Raw genomic sequence first — 20,512 nt, forward strand, 5'->3', positions numbered from 1 at the left:
TCTCAGGGAGACGCAGTTGAGTCAGGAACTCCTTTACACCTCTGCCCCCCAAGGCTTGAAGCCTGGTAGCCGTGGATTCTGTACGGTCGTCAGTACACAAGGCATGCCGTCTCCGCTGGCATCCGCGTTGGAATCGATCAGTGGCTATCGTCCTGTTTTTCCTCCTGGGGATCCCAATTCAGATAAGAATCCGGTCGTTTATTCCCACCTGAACATGAGTGCCGCAGGCAAGCGTTACCAAGTTCTCTCGCGGATTGCAGACTACGGACTTGATTACTCTCAACGTGCCAACAAGATCGCCCATCATGTCGTCCTAGAACCTCAGGAACTGGCATCTGGTGGCCCCGCCACGCTACTTGGGCAGAGCGGTTTCATGGAGACTTCCTGGGATGGCAAACCTCGTATCTTGCCCGGCGGCCGAAGCATTCCTAGCCATGATCAACCTCCAGGTATTTGTCACACCTGGCAGAAACTTACCGGGGATGCCGGGTGGGCAGGCGTTCTCGCCGAGTCACTGATCGCCGATTCTGAACGACAGGCCTACCTGATCTTTCAACCGGGCATGGCTGTACTGGCCCTGATGTCCGAGGCCATTGCCCTACTTCCGCATGAACGTCGTTGGGAGGCCAGCTTTAGCACCTACTTCACGAGTTTACCTCCTGGGGTGAACTGTAACTGGCGCTGCGTGCTAGCCGGTTCGTCCGAAGCGAATCAATCGCGACGCTTCGTCCGAGCGCTTCGAATCGATCTGACCCAGCCGGCCGGCAAGGCCGAAGGAAGCGATCTGGTCGAATTAGCCCGAACAGGGAAATCACCGTCACGGCCCGTCTCATCAGCACCACTAACTTTCGCACCGGAATTTCAAGAACCGGAGAACATCGTTTCCTCTCCGGCTCCCAGCAATCGTTCACGCGTGACCCGGGAAATCCCGGATCTACCTCAGATGGAAACGGAAGATGAGTTCAAAACACTCCCGCCAGATCCAGGGCGATCGCGTAAAGGACCGCCATTGCCACCTGGTAGTTCCAGACAGCGAAGCCAGGACGCCAATACCGATCGACGACGTATGTGGCCCGTTATCGTCGGGGCACTCTTGTTTATGGTCGCGGCTGGCTTGCTTGCAACGTTAGTTCCTAATTGGTTTGGTAGTTCAATCGCGGACCAAGATAATTCTCAAGAACCTCAATCCGAAATCGTTCGCTTAGATTTAACAGACGCTGCCACACCTGAACCGACACCTGAACCGACACCTGAACCGACACCTGAACCGACACCTGAACCGACACCTGAACCGACACCTGAACCGACACCTGAACCGACACCTGAACCGACACCTGAACCGACACCTGAACCCACTCAGGTTGCTGCTTCTAAATTGCCAAACGAAAAACAGCAAGAAGTATCTCCGCAGATTGAAGTCTCGTATGTGTCGATACTTCCAATAGATACCTCTAAGTCGCGGACTTTAAGCAAAGTAGCCGAGTGGAAGAAGCATTCTCCTGACCAGATTAAAATCGCTCTTCACTTTCCAGCATCTGAGTTTCGCAATGACATAACCACGAGCACTTCTCCCGGTGCACTCACCGTTGGGGAAGTATTGAAAATCGACAGGAATAAATCCCAGCCAATTGCCAAGTTTTTGATCCAAGGTGATGAACTTCTGGTTTCCTGGATTGCAGATAAGGAATTAGGTAAAGATCTACTGCCTTTCTGCATTCTTGACGTCAAGTCGCCGCAGAGACGCCGCCTATTTTCACTTCGGATCCCTAGCAACTCTTCCCCGAAAGGCGGTGAGTTTACGATAGGGTTTTCTCGGCCAAACATTTTCCCTGAACTCTATGTTAGAAGCTTGACGGTAGGCTTCGGTGAAAAAGAATTTGCATTTCTTCCATCGGCTAAAGAGATTCAAACAACTGAATCGAAGCCTGCCTTATCGTGGTTTAGTTCCGATGGAGTACCTCGCAATATCCTGCAAGCTGGGAGTCGTCCCGGCATAGCAAAAGTCTCCGTGGATGAAACAGCACTTGAAGAAATGCAAGTAGAGTTTCAGAAAGATCTTATTGGTATCGTCAACAAGACTCCGGTCACCAAAGTCGACCGAATAGACCAGAAATTCCAGGAACAAGTTTTGCCGTATTATGAAAAATTAGTCGCCGCATGCGACTTACTTTTCGGAGCAAGGTGGCCAAAGGAAGTTCGCGAAAAAGTCAACGCGGTTCGTTCCTATTTCGAGAAACATAAAGCGGAACTTGGACCTCGCTCCAACGAATTGAATAGGCTCGAAGAGAAAGTTGAGCCATGGAAAATCGTATATCTAAACTCACGTAGCTTTGACGTTTTGCAGGCCGAGGTGTTTTACAAACTTAGCATCGAAGACGGTGAAACAATTCCAATTGATGTCATCCGCTATAAACGCAGTGGCAAGTAATCCATTCGCTATTTTGGGGAGCGGTACCTCGTGGCCGAATATCAACGCGTTATTGACGAAATTCGTTTTCAGTTGCAGTCGAGCGATTGCGAACTGACCGACGAGTTGCGTCAGTTGGCCTCGTCTTACAGTGCGGCCTGTCGCAGTGTGAATCAGCGTCTTCGTCGCTGTGGTGAGTTCTTGCGGTTGGGGCTCCGGTCGGAAGCAATTCAGTTTGCCGAAGCAGAGCCGAATCTTTTGGAGCTAGTCACCCGGCTCGACTTTCCTGAGCGAGAAGCATGGGAAGAACTGGTCACGATGTATCAGCTTCCCCGCATGGAGCCGCTTCTACTCGACATGGCGGAAATGCTGAATGAGGCCTATGCGGACCAGGAACCGTTGACAAAGCTTCTCACCACGCATCGCCTGATGGCACTGGCCAAGTCACCGCTAAAGCAACGTCTCGATGTCGTCCGGAAGTTGGCCGATCTCGATCTTCAGGCATCGTTCTGGGATGACGACGTTCGGGAAATGGAGAAGGCTCGTCTACATGAAATTAAAGTGGAAGCAAATGCTGCTAAATCCAAAGGAGACCATAGTCGGTTGAAGGATCTTCTGGTGGAAGTCCAGGATTCGCAGTGGAGAAACGCACCGCCTCCCAGCTACGTCAAAAGCATTTCCGAGATGGCGGGGGCTGCTAATGAGAACTGGGCACGAAAAGAGCTCGAGCAACTTGAGGCTGAGTTGAATGATGCGTTCGGAGCGTTAGACCTGCCCCGCGCGCAGCAGCTTCGAGATCAATGGGATATGCTGGCCCCTCAGGCCGAACTGGCTCCGGACGATCCCATTTGGGAAAACAGTGGCCCCATCCTCGACTGGATTCGTGACGAAGAAGAACAACTGGCCAAGCAGCAGGCCTATGAGGATGCCGTTGGCTATCTAGAACTGGCCCTTGAAAAAGACCGAATCGATCTTCCTGATCTCGAACGACTTGGCCACGAGGTCAACAAATTCAATAAGGGGTTGCCTGAGCCCCTGGCGACTCGGTATCGAAATCGCATTGCGAGCTTACAGTTTGCCGATACGCGACGACGAAACCTAATTATCGCTGGCGTTGCTCTCGGGATCATTCTGGTGATCGGCTCGATTGGCTTTTTGATTCAACGTCAATTGCGATCGTCCGAAATCATCGCCGTTGCCTCTACGGTCGAACAAATGATCGATAACGGTCAACTTGCGGACGCTCGGGCGATGGTCGACAAGCATTCGGACTTTCCGATTCACGAGTCGTGGCTTGCCGCACAGAAGAAGCTTGGGGACGCTGAGAAGACCGAACAAGATCGTCTGAGCCAAGTCCAAGGCCTGATTGCCTCGGCAGAATCGACGACTTCCCATAACCAGGCCGTGAAATACCTGGAGCAGGCTCGCGAAATTGCTCACACTTCGGAAGAGAAGTTGGCGATTGGCCGGCTGGAAATGGAGTGGGAAGAACATCGCCAGAACGAAGTTGCCGCACGCGAAGAAGCATTTCGCCAACTTGTTGACAAGGCTACCAATAAGCTAGAGCAGTCGGACAGTCTATTGGCAATGGTCGATCCAACCAACCAGGATACGAACAAGGACCTGCAGCAACTTGATCAGTTATTGAAGGAAACGGATCAGGACCTTCAACAACTAAACAGTGCCAAGGGAATGGTTCGCTCTACTTCAAGTTCTCAAGTAAAGCTCCTGGAAACCCGGGCGACAGCGTTGAAAGACGCTCATAAAAAGCTTGAGCAGCAATCGAGTCTATTCGATGAAATGACTCGGCAAGCAGCGATCAGTTCCGAAGCGGCAAACTTCGAACAAGCATTAAGCGGTTACGACGAAGCGTTGAAAAACTATGTCACCTCATTTCCTAATGATCCCCGCTCTAGCGACTTCAAAAAGGTCGCAACCCACGCCAAGACTTGGAGCGGTGCGATGAAATGGCAACAGTTGTGGCATAGTTGGTCGGTGATCCCGCCCAGAGACCTACAAGACGTTGTTGCTCAGATTGCCGAATGTGAAAAATTTCTCGACGATTTTCCCGAAGCGCCTTCAGCATCGGTAGCGAAGTCCTACCTGACCTACTTGAAATCAATCCGAATGCGTGAAGAGTCTTCTGACGGGGATCGATCTGACGGCGCAAAATCTCAAATGGCGGCGTTGTTCGAAAACGCACTGCTCAGCAAGGTCTATCTCCTCGAACTCAAGGATGGAAAAAAATACTATTTGCTCGCTCCTCTGAAGAAGAAGCTGACGAACGCAGCTAGTACCGAAGTTGTTAACTTTCATCCCATCACTGACTATTACAGCGCATTAGGTGGCAACGAATCGAAGGGAACCGGCAAGATTAAGCAGGTTGGTGAAATAAAGACCTTAACAACGAGCCTAGCTCCCCATGCAGTTATCGGCTCACGTGTCAAAGAGACCATTGACAATTGTTCGCTGAACGAATGGGATACCTACTGCCTGGGACTATGTAAGAGAATCCTGAGCGACCCTGAGATTGACGACTTTTTGAAATACTTCTTATTACTTCGCACGGCCGAATTAGCGGGTGAAGGCAACGCACACCTGAAAGAAACTATGGCGTCGGTCATTCGGAAATTCCAGGATGACGAAATTGACCTGGCGGTTAATTGGATGGACCCGGAGAACGAAGCCGCTCAAACGGCCCGTGAGTTGGCAGCAGATGCACTGAAAAGAGTCAATATTCAGGACTTTGAGTCCGCTTGGGATGAGTCCAAGAAGCAGACCGAACAGCTGACCAAACGAGTCCAATGCCCCATTTCAGTCGTTGGCCACCTCGAAAAGGACAAGAAGGGTAGTTGGAAGTGTCTCACTAGCTGGGAGCCCAAGGGAGACTACCAGTTGCAAGTGGTTGTACCAAGTGGCACATCACATACTTGGGCTTCTATTGGATCAGCCCGAGGAAATTCGATCACCTTGAATGGCCAACTTTCCGGGGCTCACGCTATCGAAGGTCAATTGATCTTCGCCATTCCCAAAGCCGCTGCCGACTTGGCATTCGCGAACAGGTAAACACAAGAAGGCGATGAAATGAGTCACGAGAATGGAACTGCGGAACCAACGCAATACTTTGTTCGCGCACGCGGCAAGGTCATGGGACCGTTCAGCCTGGAACGCCTCCAGACGATGCGAAGCCGCGGCCAGTTGAGCCGAATCCATGAGGTGTCTATCGACAAACAGAACTGGCAGACTGCCGCCAATTTTATGTCTTCCGCAATAGCGCCGGCAGACAATAACGCTTCGAATAATCATGAACTGGAGTTGCAGGAGAACGCACCTCAATCTTCAAGTGATTCCAGGCCGCCCGATCCATCTGGCAATAAGGCAGCCTGGTACTACCATGTCGCTGGTGAGATGAATGGCCCCATCAGTATCATGGACCTCAGATCGCTCGTAAGCAGTCATCAACTGACCGCCGACGAACTGGTATGGAAAGAAGGTTTCGCAGATTGGCTCCCGATATCAGAAGTGCCGGAGCTCAAACACCTTACTGCCGGTGCGCAAGCTATCACTGGTTCATCACAGCCAATGATGCAAACGTCACCAGGTGTTTCGGTAAGCCAATCTTCGGCTCAGCACATGCCCCACCCGCGAACAAGTGGTTTGGCAATTACCGGGATCTCTCTTGGGGTACTAGGGCTATCATTCAGCGTCCTCAGCGGGGTGGCGCTCTTGTTAAGTTCCGTCGCGGTTTTACTCCTGGTTGGATTAGCACTGGCATTCGGCTTCTTAAGCATTTTCTCGATCATCTTCAGCGCCGTAGCGCTGAAGGATATCAGCCAATCACGCGGAAGCCTCACCGGCAAGGGCCTTGCAAACGCAGGCTTGACCACTGGAATCTTGGGAACCATTGGTTGGGCAATCTGGTTGTTCTACTTTATCGATATTACCCGCGTCCGTATCTAGACTGAAATCAAGCATGGCCAGTGATACTCGCCCGGTGAATACAGATAGCTTCACCAATTCAACTTCAGAGCTTTCTCCCATTTCTTGGGTACGGTCAGATCCCGAACAGCGTCTGGCGTTCCGCGGCGGACGTTTTACGCGAGTCAATACCTGGTGTGCGTTGTTGTTGGGAGTCATCTTCTCAACTTGCTTCTACACAGCGCTATACCTAATGCACAATTCGTATTTAGCGGTTACGTTTACGCAACGCGGTCCGATTCCGTATTGCATCGCGTTTTTCTTCTTTTGGTCGGTTGCAATTCTAATCTTGAAGTTTTTCAAGTTGCGACTTCAGCGACGCGCGTTGCAAATGGTCGTCGTTCCTGAGAATCCCGAGTTTGTATTATCACCGTTAACGGTCGACGACGTGATCGGTCGAATGTATCAAGTCGTCGATGACCCCAAGCACTTCACTCTACTTAATCGTATTTATGTAGCCTTGGCCAATCTTCGGAATCTGGGTCGTGTAACAGACGTCGATGAGATCCTGGAGACCCAGGCTGGTAGCGATGAATCGGTGATGGAGACGAGTTACTCGCTACTCCAAGGTTTTGTCTGGGCGATACCTGTTCTGGGATTCATTGGTACTGTCCAGGGCTTGTCGGCTGCCATTGGTGGATTTGGGAGTGTGCTTGCCACCACTGAAGAACTTAACCAGGTCAAGGATGCGCTAAAGGATGTCACAGGCGGTCTGTCTGTCGCATTCGAGACCACAATGCAGGGCCTGGTTGCGGCATTGATCGTTCAACTTCTGTTGACAGCAATCAAAAAGTCAGAGGAAGAGTTTCTAGATTCATGCAGTGAATACTGTGTGCGCAATGTCGTGAGCAGATTGCGTTTGATGCCCTACGAATCGCGAGAAGAGTCGTGACTTCACGTAGAAACCGATCGGGACCGACTATCTCCCTCTTTGCGTTCCAGGACATCATTACTTCAGTGAGTGGCATCATTATCGTGATGGTACTGCTCCTTAGTCTGGAACTCGTGGAACGTCCTGAGCAGGATTCCCAGAGGATTACTTCGTCCGTAGCTACGGATGTTGAGTCGGCGATAACCGAAGCGGAAGCGGAATTAGAGACACTGCAAGGTTCCGTTCAGGAGCTGAATACGCTTATCAGTAATATTGCCGAGACTTCTCCCTCTGAATTGCAGAATGAAATTGATTCCTTGCGTCGAAGGATCGATGAAAAGGAACAAGGCCTGAAACAATTACATGCTCAAGAAGAGCAATTGAAAGAGGAAAAGAAAGACGTTCTGGTACAACAATTCGATCGAAAAGACGAACGTGAAGAACTAGATAAGGTGACCCGAGAACTAGCGGACCTTCAAACGCAACTCGAACAGGAAAGAGATGAGGATCGGCTCGTGTTTACGCTGCCGAAAGGATCCAAGAAGTCTGGATGGCTTGTTGTGGTTGATTCTGGCAGGATCGACACTGCCCCAATTGGCAGGGAAAGCCGACCGATCAGATTTACATCAAGTTCATCCGGATTCCTCGGCACCGACACTGCCGTCAATCAGTTCATGGAATGGGCAAGGGACAGGAATGCTTCATCGTCCTATTTTCTCGTGTTGGTACGCCCGAGTGGCGCATCCGCATTCGATCAACTTGAATCGCGACTGAGCCTTTCGGGTATCCAGTTCGGTTTTGATTTGATTGGCGAAAATCAATCGGTGCTTCACCCTGAGCGAGGAGCTGCCCCATAAATGCGACGTCGACGCCGCTCAAACTCAGCCGATAGCTTGGAACTGTTGCTGGACACTATCTGCAACACTTTCGGTGGGGTACTGTTCATCGCAATTCTGGTTGTCATCCTGCTCCGAATGACCGGTGAGAGCAACGAAGAAAAGCCTATTGAGTCCGTCGCACCTGAGCATTTTCAGGAGTTACAGAATCGCTTGACGTCCGTAACCCGAGAACTGAGCCTTCTACGAGAAAATCGAACCAGCCAACAACGTCTGGCAGAAAAGTTCGCCGAACAAGAGGTGCGTGATCAGATCATCACGCGAAATACACTCCAAGAAGAGTTTGCTGAACTTGAGCGAGAATACAATCAACAACTTGCAAGAAATTCGAGTCAAAGTCACGAGATCGAAAAAACAAGGTCCGAAAATCTTCAAACGGACAAGGACCTGCAACAGGCCCAGGACGAGTTTGAAGATCTCCAGCGGAAGATAGTGGAAGAGAGAAAGTCACGTGTCCAGGAGATGCGATCTCCCGTAGTACGTTCATCAGGGTTTAAGAGTGAAGTCGGCGTGATCTTGCGGTACGGTCGAATGTACGTTTGGCATCGATATGGTCGAGGGGGTTCACGACTTGGCTTAAACACAGATGAATTCGTTGTTGTTGGATCACAGGGTACCTCAGTGATTACTCAGCCCATCCCAACTGCCGGCATCCCCCTTCGGGACGACGATTTATCTCGGGGAAGGTTGCGTGAACGGCTTAGCCAATTCTCCCCCAGGTCAAACGTTATTGCCGTGATTGTGCGTCCAGATAGCTATCGTCAATTCAATGTTCTACGAGACGTTTTGTTAGACGAAGGATTTGAATATCGCCTGATGCCAATGGATCAAAATGGAGAGGTAGCTGACCGTGGAGGATTTGGTGGAAAAGTCCAATAGCCCAACCCTCCATTCGACAACGTTCAAGACTCATCCGATCCTTAAAGCAGACAACACCATCAAGGTTTTTGCCAAATCCTCGGAAGAGAACCTCAAGCATACCTTGATGGTATTATTCTTCCTCAAATCGTTTTCCCATAAAGAGTTGTGATTTTCGATCTAGGCTCATCGGATTCTCTCCCAAGAGACTTTCGCAGTCAAATCGCAGCAAGTTGTACCAGTAGGCTACTGGGAACCTTCGTTCGGTGGGCTTTTGAGAAAAACGCTCAGGACACGCCCTCCTGTGCTTATTGGCAAAATCCCGTTTGTATTAAACAGACCACACCTTTGCGCGGATTGGCCGTGCCTGAAGGATGAATCGCCATGGCAACTGGGGGCGAAGGGTAGCCGAACCGTCGTAGCTGAGCAGGTGGTACTGAAAACAGGGAGTGATCAGGTCTAGTGCGTCCTAAGTTCGCGACTGCATCACCCTTCCGAGCCTAATACCCTATTAACCCAGCGGTAATGTCTCTGCTAAATCGGTGATACAAACGCCAATTTGAGCGTTTGCGAGCCTAAGGCAAGATCGGCCGGGTTATGTCTCTACAAAACAGAGACGATAGCGTAAAGAAAACGCGTCCTCGCAACTCGTTGCGAGTTCCTAGGATAAAACAACGCACTTCTATGCCTGCCTCAGCGTAACCCAGCTTTAGACCTGTTGAATCGCCGCTGCTCTGGCTTCATCGTAGGATGCCACGAAAAGCCGGGCCTGATTCCTTAGCCACTGCCAATTCTCGTCAGCAATTTGCTTCTTGTCGAAAAGAGGGCCACCTATCCCGAACGCCGTTGCTCCAGCGCTCAAGTAGTTTGGCAAATTGACTGTGGTAATACCTCCTGTCGGCATTAGACGGATCTTAGAGAAGGGACCAAGAACGCTCTTAAGATAGTCTGGCCCCAAAGCATTTGCAGGGAATATTTTGATGAAAGTTGCCCCGAAGTCCAACGCTCTTAAGATCTCGGTTGGAGTAATCGCTCCAACAAATATGGGGACATCGGCCTGCAATGCAACTTGAATTACCTCCCGGGTGACTGTAGGCGTTACCAAGAAGGATGCCCCGCTTTCGATCGCGGCTTCTGCCTGGGCTGCCTTGCAAACCGTTCCCGCTCCGACGTTGATTTGCATTGAAAAATCGGAACTCAATGCCCTGATCTGACTCAATGCGTCAGGGGAATTCATTGTGACCTCGACTGTTGTAATGCCTTCGGTGGCGACAGATTCGACCGCAACTTGTGTTTGCGCCCATTCAAATCCACGTAAGATGCCTACAAGTGGTCGGTTCTCAAATAGTTGCCAATTAAACGATGTACTCATAGCAGCGTCTCGTAGTTTTAAATCAAGTTTGTTTTCAACGTGGGCATCAAGGTCGGATGTTGAGGGGGGGCGAGCTTTCTTCAACCTTGCTTGAAAAGAAGCTTATTGTGCGATTGAATTGCGTACCATTGCCCGACCGCTGATAGTCGTTCAACATCGTCGATCACGATTTCGGTAGTCCGATCCGCTAGGCCTGCAATCTCCAGTGCCAATTGGTAAATAGGATTCAGCTTTTTACCTGCCCCCAGGATGATTTGTGACTCGCTCGCAACCTTAGACTTCAGCGACCATATCTCACTACCGATCAATTGCCCGCTCAGAAAAGCTTCACTGACAGAAGGCCTTTGACTGGCTGTCAGTTGCTTGACGCGCACCTGAAAAAGAGAATTTGTCAGGCTTGCATCTCTGGCAAGCCTGACACCCTCGCAAAATGCGTCGATCTTTTCTGGACTGGTCCAATTCAATTCCTCATTGCCGGTCGCCTCGGCACGTTTCAACGAACTATGCTTTCTCAACAATTGAAACAATTCGCCCGTCATGTAAGTACGAAAATCCACCACGTTTCCATCCTTGACCAGAACGTGCTTGGAATGAGTACCTGGCAAAACAACCCAAGCAGTAAGGAAACTAGAGATCAACTCGCCATAAAGCGAACCCAGTCCAACCAACTCGGTTTCCTCGCCCCGGAGAACGTCATTCTTCGCTTGTAGCCCTGATACGAGGTAAACCGGCTGGGTCAACTGCTCGACGTCGTCCAATCGGCAAACAACCAGCCCGCGCCCATCCATTTCGAATGGCGTACGAGCATAAGGAAGCTCTCGCCAGCCAATCGAAGAACTCGCCATACCGGAAATGACCACGGGTACATGGTCAACATCAAACGGCACAGTTTGCGTAAGATCCAAAACATGTCGCCTTAGGGTGCTCTGAAAAAGGCGACAGCGATCGTGGGGCCCCGAGACGCCTGCCAATTCGGCGACACCTTCGTTACTGGACCGCTCAGCGATAATCGTTCGAGTTTCAACTTCAACCAAACGAAGGCGAAAGTTTGTGGTGCCCCAATCACAGTTAAAAAAACAGAAATACATTCAGACTCATTTTTTCAGGGATAACGACATGAAAACTTACTGGGACGACATCCATTTTTAGGGACTATTCACTGAATCAACCAAGCGACCAGGAGTCTCACACGTTGCCGTCAACGACGCTATGAGCAGTCAACTTGTTCTTCCAAGGGCAACCGTCTTCAAGGTATCAGTTCATCTTTGTGCCGTGAGAAATCGATACCAGCGTTTGCTGCACTTTGACTAGAACGCTGCAACGGAATCCCCAGATCTCTCACTCAAACTTTGCCAGTACCGTGCTGGCAGGTTTCCATGCTTTCAAGCCTTTCAATAACTCGGCTGCTAGTTCCGATTTCTGTCTACTCAGATCTACGGACTCCGAGATATCGCTTTCGACATCGTACAGTTCGGTAACTCCGTTTTCTGGCCAATAGATGAGCTTGTATGGCCCGCGACGGATGGCCAACGAGGGGCGGTGCCCCAACGCATGATTCTGAGGAAAAGCCCAGTAGAAAGTCCGATTAAAACGCATGGTAGTTCCCTCAAACGTCTCGACAATACTAATCCCATCCATGTGCTGCTGGTTGCGTTTAGGCAGGCCTAGGATATCCATCATCGTGGGGTAGATATCGGTATTGATCGTCACCGTGGGGTTGGTGGTTCCAGGCGTCATATGGCCAGGCCACTTAACGATTAAAGGAACGCGGATGCCTCCTTCGAATAGGAAACCCTTTCCGAATCGATATGGGGCGGCCGTACTGACGCCCTTTCTGGAGGTGCACATGCTGCCTTGGTCGGAGGTCAGAACAACGATCGTATTGTCCGCAATCCCCAACTCATCCAGCTTTTGCATGATCCGACCGACACTATCGTCCAAGGCTTTGATCTGCCCAGCAAATTCAGGATTGCGTTGGGCTGGGACGGATTGGACCTTGTGTCCACCGCGGACGACTTCCTTCAGCGTCAGGTCAACCTGAGGCATCGATTCGAGCTTTCTATTGAACGATTCCACATGCTCTTTTTTCCCTTGGGCATTCGAAATTGCTGGCTTGTGGACGTTGAAGTACGAGAAGTAAAGTAAGAACGGTTTGTCGCCGTTGCCGTCCAATAATTTGAGTGCTTTATCGGTCAGGGCATCCGTCAGGTAGTCGCCTGGTTTACCATCTTCCATATCGGGAACGTCGCACTTTTTGATATCGCTTTTGTAGGGAAAGTAGTAGTCCGATGGTTGACCTACTCCACAGCCGGCGATATTGACGTCGAACCCGTTGTCAAACACGGAATTTGCATTTCCCATGTGCCATTTGCCGAGAAAGTACGTGGCGTATCCATGCTGCTGGAGAACCTTCGGCCATAACATCTCACCATTTCGCACTGCCCCCGTATTGGTGAGGAGATTCATCCGCGCTGGAAACTTGCCGGTGACAATTCCTGTGCGCGACGGTCCGCATGTCGGATGTGATGCATAGGCATTCGTAAAACAAATGCCCTGGGATGCCAGTTGGTCGATATTGGGCGACTCATGAAATTCACTCCCGTAACAAGACAGGTCCTTGATTCCTAGATCATCCACTAGCAGAAACACGATGTTCGGCTGACCAGGCTTGGCGGCAACAGCGGGGATTCCGGTCAGCAACACAGCGGTAACGGCAAGTGCTGACATCAACACAAGTCGTCGAGTGAGATTGATCATGGAAGGAACACTTTCGATACGGACATTACCCCCTGGTAGTGCCTAGTCGACATCAAGAGCCCAGAAGAGAGTAAGGCGACAAGGATATGAAGTCTTGACCTAACATCGCCAGACATGTTGTCAGGACAATCGAGGCGATTTGAACGTTGTGAACGAATTGAAAGGGATGCCAATTTATGCCCGAACCTTTTCAAGCGAGATCGTTTCGGAGCTTGGCATGCAGGCGACTCTTACTCGAAGGTCGACGAAGCTCTATCTAAGCGTTACCGCGTCTACCAACAGGATCTTTTTCGTGCCACAATCAGGCGATATGGAGACGAGTTTTGACGTGACCAGAAATGACCTCAACTACCTTCCAGGGCAAAGTCAAATCTGTTTTCCCCATCTGCTTCAACCCTAACGACCATATCGGAGAAGCGGTTATACTTGGCTGGCACAGTTTCGATTTCTCCACGCTGAGACTCATTAGACTTTGAGATAACTACCTTGTAGCTTCCAGGCGCGGTACCTTCTCCGTTGATGTAAAACAATTCGTACATACCGTTCCCATTTGTCCGAGCGCTTGCATTGGTGTAACCACTTTCTTGGGGCACAAAAATAATATCGGCTCCTCCAAGTGGCTCCCCATCGAGCGTGACAATACCACTGACGGGTCTTAATTCATCGACGCCACATCCAATCTGCAAGCTGACAAGCAATAGGATTCCGAAACAGATAACGCTTTTCATTTGGGCTGTTCTAACCATTGATAAGATGTTGTCTTCGCGAATAGGTGGATTGTTCGTATAAGCCCCTAGACATCAATTCCGGGAGAAGGTTTGCGTCTCCTCCCGGAATTAACATCGTGAGAACAAATCAGACGTCTTCTTTAGTACCCGCCGATTACTTCCCCATCAGCGCGGTTGATCAGCATCATGAATGCTCCATCGGGCAAGTCATTCGAGCTTCCTAAGGCAATTGTTTCTGGTAAAAACCGAACACTTGCATCACAAAACGCAAATACTGCTCCGCCAGGATGGCGACTCGAAAAGATCTCCGGATGGCAGTCGTTTACGTTAGGGCGGGTGCAATCCTTATTGATCGGTCTCCGTATATCTCCTCGGCGGAGTATCGAGCGACGCGATCTTCCCGTATTGCTGGAATATGGCGTCGGTCCAGCCCAAATCGGAAAAGCATCGTAAGAATCGTTGATCGATCCCTCCGCTTCCCCCACGAGAATGGTGTTACTGCTACCGTCAGTTATATCGCGAAATTTGATCTCACTGTTGTCATTGAAAATTCCACCGAAATCCTTGCTTCCATTCCCGTAGCCTTGATTTCCGACGTAGTTCGATTTGCCGAAACCTTCGGGACTACGCTCAGGCAAGGTCGATGACGGGCAGTTGAATGCTTCGACAATGCTCTCTCCCTGGTCGACATGCACCGGTTGACCTTGCGGATTGATACTGTCATAGAGTGCTGATTGCTCGATAAAGGGCAATAGATGTGTAGCCCAGCCAAGCCGGTGCTTGGGATTCCCGTTTCCTGTAATGTAAAGGAAACCTGGTGGGAACCTTTGAAACGTATCGTGATAATTGTGCAACCCCAGTCCGATCTGCTTAAGGTTGTTCGTGCATTGATTTCGTCGGGCTGCTTCGCGAGCTTGCTGTACTGCTGGCAACAACAAAGCAATGAGCACTCCGATAATAGCGATCACGACGAGTAATTCGACGAGCGTGAAGCCGTAGCCCCTGTGCGTACTGCCTCGATGACAGACCATTTCAAAACTCCGTAAGATCAAAAGATAAGAGAGAATTAAGTACTACAAGAGATGCCTCTCTCTGTTCCTGTAGCCAAATCCTTTTTTGCATTTCCTTATCAGGATCTGCATCCTCGAGTGCGGGCCTTCTTAAAGGCCCGCGACCTATTATTTTCTTGTACTTACCATTTACCTTTCTAGCTGTGTAAGACGACCTGAAAACATTCGATTCCTGAGGCACGACCTGTCCCATCTTTCGGGGTTGAGGCTAGCCTCGCGTCATCGTCACTCTGGAGCAATAAGATGAGTAACGAATGCACTACTACTATTCTCCAAACACTCAAGAAAGTGTCGTAGAAAAGCGGGCGTAAACGAAAGACTGCCAGAGTTCGCTGCGCGACATCATTTCTGACATGCCTGGAAATTATTCCATTGGGCTAATACCTCGCGCAGTTAACCATTCCCATGATGCAAGAGACGGCTGCTGAATTAGCATGTCAGTCGGCATTCGCTGTTGACTCACGTGTCGCAACTAGCTCGGGAGTGCCTGTGCCTGACAGGAGCTCCTATTAGGTATTCGATCAAACACATCGAAAGCAAGGTTTAGAATCCTGTCTCTGGCATGCCCCCCAAAAACTGGTACATGTGTTAGGAGAGTCTAGAGGCCAATTTCGGCCAAGGAGACTCCCGTGACCAAGAAGCGTCACTGATAAAGAGCCCGGCAGCAAGTTGCCGGGCTCTTTTTTTGATTTCAATCAAGCTTGATCGGCTGGGTTAGTTTACTGGAACTTCCTCCCCTAGCGGCAGACGCGGCGTACCAGGTACGACGTCCTGATAGCGGGCGTCCCCGTACCCAAACCGAAGTTCGTCGTAGTAGAACTCGAGTTTGGACATTTGTGGATCCATGACTTCTCGGCCGAGATAGTTGCCGCTTCCGTCATAGGCGTCGTACAGATCCAGGTAGCCAGAGCTCTTCCATTCCGGCTTGTAGATGCCGAATTGCATATTCGGTTCACGAACGCAGTTGTAGCCTAGCGGACCGTCGTACCGATAAACGGACTCGTCATTGCACCAGATTTCGAGGAAACCATCGCCATCCTGGTTGTAGTTCCACTTCCAGTGCAAGACAAAGTCATGCCATTGGCCACGTTTCATGGGAACCATGGAAGCGTACGACCGATTGGCTCGCATTGTGGCGATCCCCTCTTCTAATGTTTCGGGGACCACGTCGTCCCAAGTGTGCTGAATCGCGAACTGTCCCTTGTCCGTGCGAATGCACATCGATGGACTTGAGTGCAGGTTGGTACCACCGTTTCCACCACCGTGCCATTGAAAGTTCAGGCTATTGATTCGTGGCGCTGGGTCGGGAAAGTCCTCTGGCACGTAGATGCTGATCCCCATCCAGCGTTCAATCCCCTCAGGGGTTTTAGGGGCATAGTAAATCTTGGGAACGACTTCGCTGCGATAGTTCGAAGGGTAGGCTTCGTTGCGGGGTACATATGTCCGCATTGCGTAGTTACCTTTACGACGGATTTGACGATAGGGTGCCGTGATGAAGTCGGTGACGCCATCGTTATAGCCGTAAATGTAAGCACCGGATGGATCATCAGAGTCAACGAGGTTGTTGCCGAAACCATCATTCCCCCAAGCGCTCAAGACGAAGTGCGTGTAGTCCCCGTTGTATGCTGGATTCGTTGGATTGGTATAGGGGTATTGGTAATTGATGAAGGTGCCGTCTTCCCAGTCTTGAACGAATTTAAGCGCCGCCTTGTTCCGCCTTGGTGCGGTGGTGAACGGCAGACGTGGAGTGCCTGGCACGACATCTTGATACAGGGCCGTCTCGTCTCCCACGCTGTAGTCGTCGAAGAGCAACTCTAGTTCCGTGATTGGCGGATCCACAGGCGCTGTGCCGTTGGGTTCTCCGTTTTGGTCGTACAGTTGAACCTTGTCAACAAAGTTTGCATTTCTCCAGTCATTTCGATTGCAGCCGAAGATGACCCAGGGAGCTGTGCTGTAGTTGTAACCGAGCGGACCTTCGTAATAGTAAACGGAGATATCGTTATGCCAGATCTCCAGGAACCCGTCGCCACCGGAGTTGTAGTTCCACTTCACATGGAAGACAAAGTCGTTCCATTGGCCAGGAATGACTGGTACCAGTTCGGCGTTGCTTCGGTTTTCCTGCTGAATCTGAAAACCTTCCGCACTGCTGGCCGGGATCGTATCGTCCCAGGAATGGCTGATATGAAAAGAGCCATTCATGATTGTCAGTTTCAGGGGCCCCCCATTGTGAATGTTATGCCCGTTACCCAGCCAACGCACGACCTTCGTTTGGCTAGTTGTCGCTTGCCAATTGGCTGGAACGTAAACACTGAAGGCAAACCAGCGTTCCAAACCATCGATTGGCAAAACCTCCTCTTCCCGCGTCTCGGCCAGTTCACTTCGGAAGGAACGCCACTCTCGGGGAACATAAGTGCTAACGCTGTATTGCCCTGATCGAGAAATCGTATCAGTTACTAAGAGGCGGTCATAAATTCCATCGTTGTAACCTGCCATCAGGTCTTCATTACCAGGGGCGCCGGCAGTCCCCAAGTTCGCCCCATCGACATAGAGAAAGAAGGTCGAATAGTCGAGGTTCCCATTGGGAATCGGCTCGAGCAGGGTACCATTCTCAAACCCGGTGGAATAGAGAATAGCCGCTTGATTGCGGGTAACGCCTTGGGCCCCCACTGCCGTAACCAGGCAATGCAAGCATGAGAGTGCCAGAAAAACACGATACAACATCGAATTTTGCTCCAAGAAAGAGATGAGAGATTAGAGATTAGAGAAACGGGGTTCAAGAGTTCGTATTAGCTGGGGACCCCTGAATGAAAGAGACACAAACACCAGGAAATGCACGCAGAGACGTGCGCGAATCCCGAAAACCTGATATCTAATACAAGGCCATTAATCTACTCCTTATTAGTTCCTCAATATTCCCCAACAATACTTCAACATGTCGTTGTGTATTTCACAGGACATTGACCGACGACACACACGACTTACGTTCCCGTTTTGAGTTGATCCAAGTCATGCGTCACCCTGGAACAATGCTCCAAACAACACATGCTTTAGTACTATTCTCCGGATGTGAACAAAAAGTGTCATGAAATAAGCGTCAGAAAATTAGTCCGTCTGCTGACGCGTATAGAAAGACGGCGGAAACGACTGGGGCAAGCCCTGGCTAGCAATGCCCTGCTCCAAAAGAACAACCGAAGCTGTAGCCAACCAAAGGCATTCCAAGGTTGCCCCGAGAAACAATTACTGCGCCATCGAAAGCGAGAGCTAAAGAATCCTATCTCGCCAACTTGCCTTACCGAATTGCCGATCCAATCAAACAAATGAAACTTGTCCCCGACCTCAATCTGGCCGGGGCAAGTTGAATGGACCAATAAATCGCTCTGCTAATTCACCGGAGTTTGCTCTTCCAAAGGAAGTCGCGGCGTACCGGGTACGACGTCCTGGTAGCGGGCATCCCCGTATCCAAACCGAAGTTCGTCGTAGTAGAACTCGAGTTTGGACATTTGTGGATCCATGACTTCTCGGCCGAGATAGTTGCCGCTTCCGTCATAGGCGTCGTACAGATCCAGGTAGCCAGAGCTCTTCCATTCCGGCTTGTAGATGCCGAATTGCATATTCGGTTCACGAACGCAGTTGTAGCCTAGCGGACCGTCGTACCGATAAACGGACTCGTCATTGCACCAGATTTCGAGGAAACCATCGCCATCCTGGTTGTAGTTCCACTTCCAGTGCAAGACAAAGTCATGCCATTGGCCACGTTTCATGGGAACCATGGAAGCGTACGACCGATTGGCTCGCATTGTGGCGATCCCCTCTTCTAATGTTTCGGGGACCACGTCGTCCCAAGTGTGCTGAATCGCGAACTGTCCCTTGTCCGTGCGAATGCACATCGATGGACTTGAGTGCAGGTTGGTACCACCGTTTCCACCACCGTGCCATTGAAAGTTCAGGCTATTGATTCGTGGCGCTGGGTCGGGAAAGTCCTCTGGCACGTAGATGCTGATCCCCATCCAGCGTTCAATCCCCTCAGGGGTTTTAGGGGCATAGTAAATCTTGGGAACGACTTCGCTGCGATAGTTCGAAGGGTAGGCTTCGTTGCGGGGTACATATGTCCGCATTGCGTAGTTACCTTTACGACGGATTTGACGATAGGGTGCCGTGATGAAGTCGGTGACGCCATCGTTATAGCCGTAAATGTAAGCACCGGATGGATCATCAGAGTCAACGAGGTTGTTGCCGAAACCATCATTCCCCCAAGCGCTCAAGACGAAGTGCGTGTAGTCCCCGTTGTATGCTGGATTCGTTGGATTGGTATAGGGGTATTGGTAATTGATGAAGGTGCCGTCTTCCCAGTCTTGAACGAATTTAAGCGCCGCCTTGTTCCGCCTTGGTGCGGTGGTGAACGGCAGACGTGGAGTGCCTGGCACGACATCTTGATACAGGGCCGTCTCGTCTCCCACGCTGTAGTCGTCGAAGAGCAACTCTAGTTCCGTGATTGGCGGATCCACGATCGCTGTGCCGTTGGGTTCTCCGTTTTGGTCGTACAGTTGAACCTCATCCTCGAATTGGGGATGACTCCAGGGCTCTCGATTGCAGCCGAAGACGAACCAGGGAGCTGTACTGAAGTTATAACCGAGCGGACCTTCGTAGAAGTAGACGGAGATGTCGTTATGCCAAATCTCCAGGAATCCGTCGCCACCGGAGTTGTAGTTCCATTTCACATGGAGGACAAAGTCGTTCCATTGGCCAGGAATGACCGGTACCAGTTCGGCGTTGCTTCGGTTTTCTGCCTGAAGCTGATAACCTTCCGCACTGCTGGCCGGGATCGTATCGTCCCAGGAATGGCTGATATGAAAGGAGCCATTTTGGGTTATCAGCTCCATGGGGCCCTTTTGGTGATCAATATCTCCATTTCCCAACCAACTGGCGACAAGGGTCTCGGTGGTGGTCGCTTGCCAGTTAGCCGGCACGTATACGCTGAAGGCGATCCAGCGTTCCAAACCGTCGATTGGCAAGACCTCCACATCCCGCGTCTCGGCCAGTTCACTTCGGTAGGAACTTCCCTGACGGGGAACATAACTACTGACGCTGTATTGTCCTGATCGCGAGATCGTATCGGTCACCAAAATGCGGTACTTGTAACCCGTCATCAGGTTTTCATTACCTGGGGCGCCAGCGTCTCCGATTGAGCGATTATCGACATAGAGATTGAAGGACGTATAGTCGAGGTCCCCATTGGGGATCGGCTCGACCAGGGTGCCATTCTCAAACCCGGTGGAATAGAGAATAGCCGCCTGATTGCGGGTAACGGTTTGGGCACCCACTGCCGTAACCAGGCAATGCAAGCATGAGAGTGCCAGAAAAACACGATACAACATCGAATTTTGCTCCAAGAAAGAGATCAGAGAATAGAGATGAGAGAAACGCGGTTCAAGAGTCCATTTTCGCTGGGGACTCTTGAATGAAAGAGATACAAAGAAGAGGACATGCAGGACTGACGTTCCCGTTTTGAGTTGATCCAAGTCATGCGTCACCCTGGAGCAATGCTCCACGTAAGACATCCTTTAGTTCTATTCTC

At 50.6% G+C, this 20,512-nt stretch carries 13 protein-coding genes; 6 read left to right on the plus strand and 7 right to left on the minus strand.

Going from position 1 to position 20,512, the window contains the following annotated elements:
* Window positions 1-16: 16 nt before the first annotated feature.
* From PSR63_RS07205 to PSR63_RS07230, 6 genes are all read left to right on the plus strand, one after another.
* Window positions 17-2,428 (plus strand): GAP1-N2 domain-containing protein, encoded by a 2,412-nt coding sequence (locus tag PSR63_RS07205; RefSeq protein ID WP_274331987.1) that lies wholly within the window; start codon window positions 17-19, stop codon window positions 2,426-2,428.
* A 30-nt stretch (window positions 2,429-2,458) separates the two neighbouring features.
* On the plus strand, window positions 2,459-5,473 hold the full coding sequence (locus tag PSR63_RS07210) for a hypothetical protein (RefSeq protein ID WP_274331989.1): 3,015 nt from the start codon (window positions 2,459-2,461) through the stop codon (window positions 5,471-5,473).
* An 18-nt stretch (window positions 5,474-5,491) separates the two neighbouring features.
* Window positions 5,492-6,367, plus strand: a complete 876-nt coding sequence (locus PSR63_RS07215) for a GYF domain-containing protein (RefSeq protein ID WP_274331991.1) — start codon at window positions 5,492-5,494, stop codon at window positions 6,365-6,367.
* A 13-nt stretch (window positions 6,368-6,380) separates the two neighbouring features.
* Window positions 6,381-7,277, plus strand: coding sequence for a MotA/TolQ/ExbB proton channel family protein (locus tag PSR63_RS07220; RefSeq protein WP_274331993.1), 897 nt, complete (start codon window positions 6,381-6,383; stop codon window positions 7,275-7,277).
* Window positions 7,278-7,342: 65 nt separating this feature from the next.
* Entirely contained in the window at window positions 7,343-8,113 is a 771-nt protein-coding gene (locus PSR63_RS07225) for a hypothetical protein (protein ID WP_274331995.1), read from the plus strand.
* On the plus strand, window positions 8,114-9,031 hold the full coding sequence (locus tag PSR63_RS07230) for a hypothetical protein (protein ID WP_274331996.1): 918 nt from the start codon (window positions 8,114-8,116) through the stop codon (window positions 9,029-9,031).
* A 688-nt stretch (window positions 9,032-9,719) separates the two neighbouring features.
* On the opposite strand, the gene PSR63_RS07235 is transcribed toward PSR63_RS07230, so the two are convergent.
* From PSR63_RS07235 to PSR63_RS07265, 7 genes are all read right to left on the minus strand, one after another.
* A complete protein-coding gene (locus PSR63_RS07235; RefSeq protein WP_274331997.1) occupies window positions 9,720-10,382 on the minus strand; it encodes a bifunctional 4-hydroxy-2-oxoglutarate aldolase/2-dehydro-3-deoxy-phosphogluconate aldolase in 663 nt (220 codons plus the stop codon).
* 80 nt (window positions 10,383-10,462) lie between these two features.
* Window positions 10,463-11,470 (minus strand): 2-dehydro-3-deoxygalactonokinase, encoded by a 1,008-nt coding sequence (locus PSR63_RS07240; protein ID WP_274331999.1) that lies wholly within the window; start codon window positions 11,468-11,470, stop codon window positions 10,463-10,465.
* Window positions 11,471-11,720: 250 nt separating this feature from the next.
* The gene (locus PSR63_RS07245) at window positions 11,721-13,139 is read right to left on the minus strand and encodes a sulfatase (RefSeq protein ID WP_274332001.1); all 1,419 of its coding nucleotides are present in this window, start codon (window positions 13,137-13,139) and stop codon (window positions 11,721-11,723) included.
* A gap of 344 nt (window positions 13,140-13,483) precedes the next feature.
* Window positions 13,484-13,867 (minus strand): carboxypeptidase-like regulatory domain-containing protein, encoded by a 384-nt coding sequence (locus tag PSR63_RS07250; RefSeq protein WP_274332003.1) that lies wholly within the window; start codon window positions 13,865-13,867, stop codon window positions 13,484-13,486.
* 140 nt (window positions 13,868-14,007) lie between these two features.
* On the minus strand, window positions 14,008-14,835 hold the full coding sequence (locus tag PSR63_RS07255) for a DUF1559 domain-containing protein (protein WP_443111084.1): 828 nt from the start codon (window positions 14,833-14,835) through the stop codon (window positions 14,008-14,010).
* An 816-nt stretch (window positions 14,836-15,651) separates the two neighbouring features.
* On the minus strand, window positions 15,652-17,658 hold the full coding sequence (locus PSR63_RS07260) for a heparin lyase I family protein (RefSeq protein ID WP_274332007.1): 2,007 nt from the start codon (window positions 17,656-17,658) through the stop codon (window positions 15,652-15,654).
* A 659-nt stretch (window positions 17,659-18,317) separates the two neighbouring features.
* Window positions 18,318-20,312 carry a heparin lyase I family protein gene (locus PSR63_RS07265; RefSeq protein WP_274332009.1) on the minus strand — a complete coding sequence of 665 codons (1,995 nt, stop codon included), beginning with the start codon at window positions 20,310-20,312 and terminating at the stop codon, window positions 18,318-18,320.
* Between the last annotated feature and the right edge of the window lie 200 nt (window positions 20,313-20,512).

This window comes from Bremerella sp. P1 (assembly GCF_028748185.1).
GTDB lineage: Bacteria > Planctomycetota > Planctomycetia > Pirellulales > Pirellulaceae > Bremerella.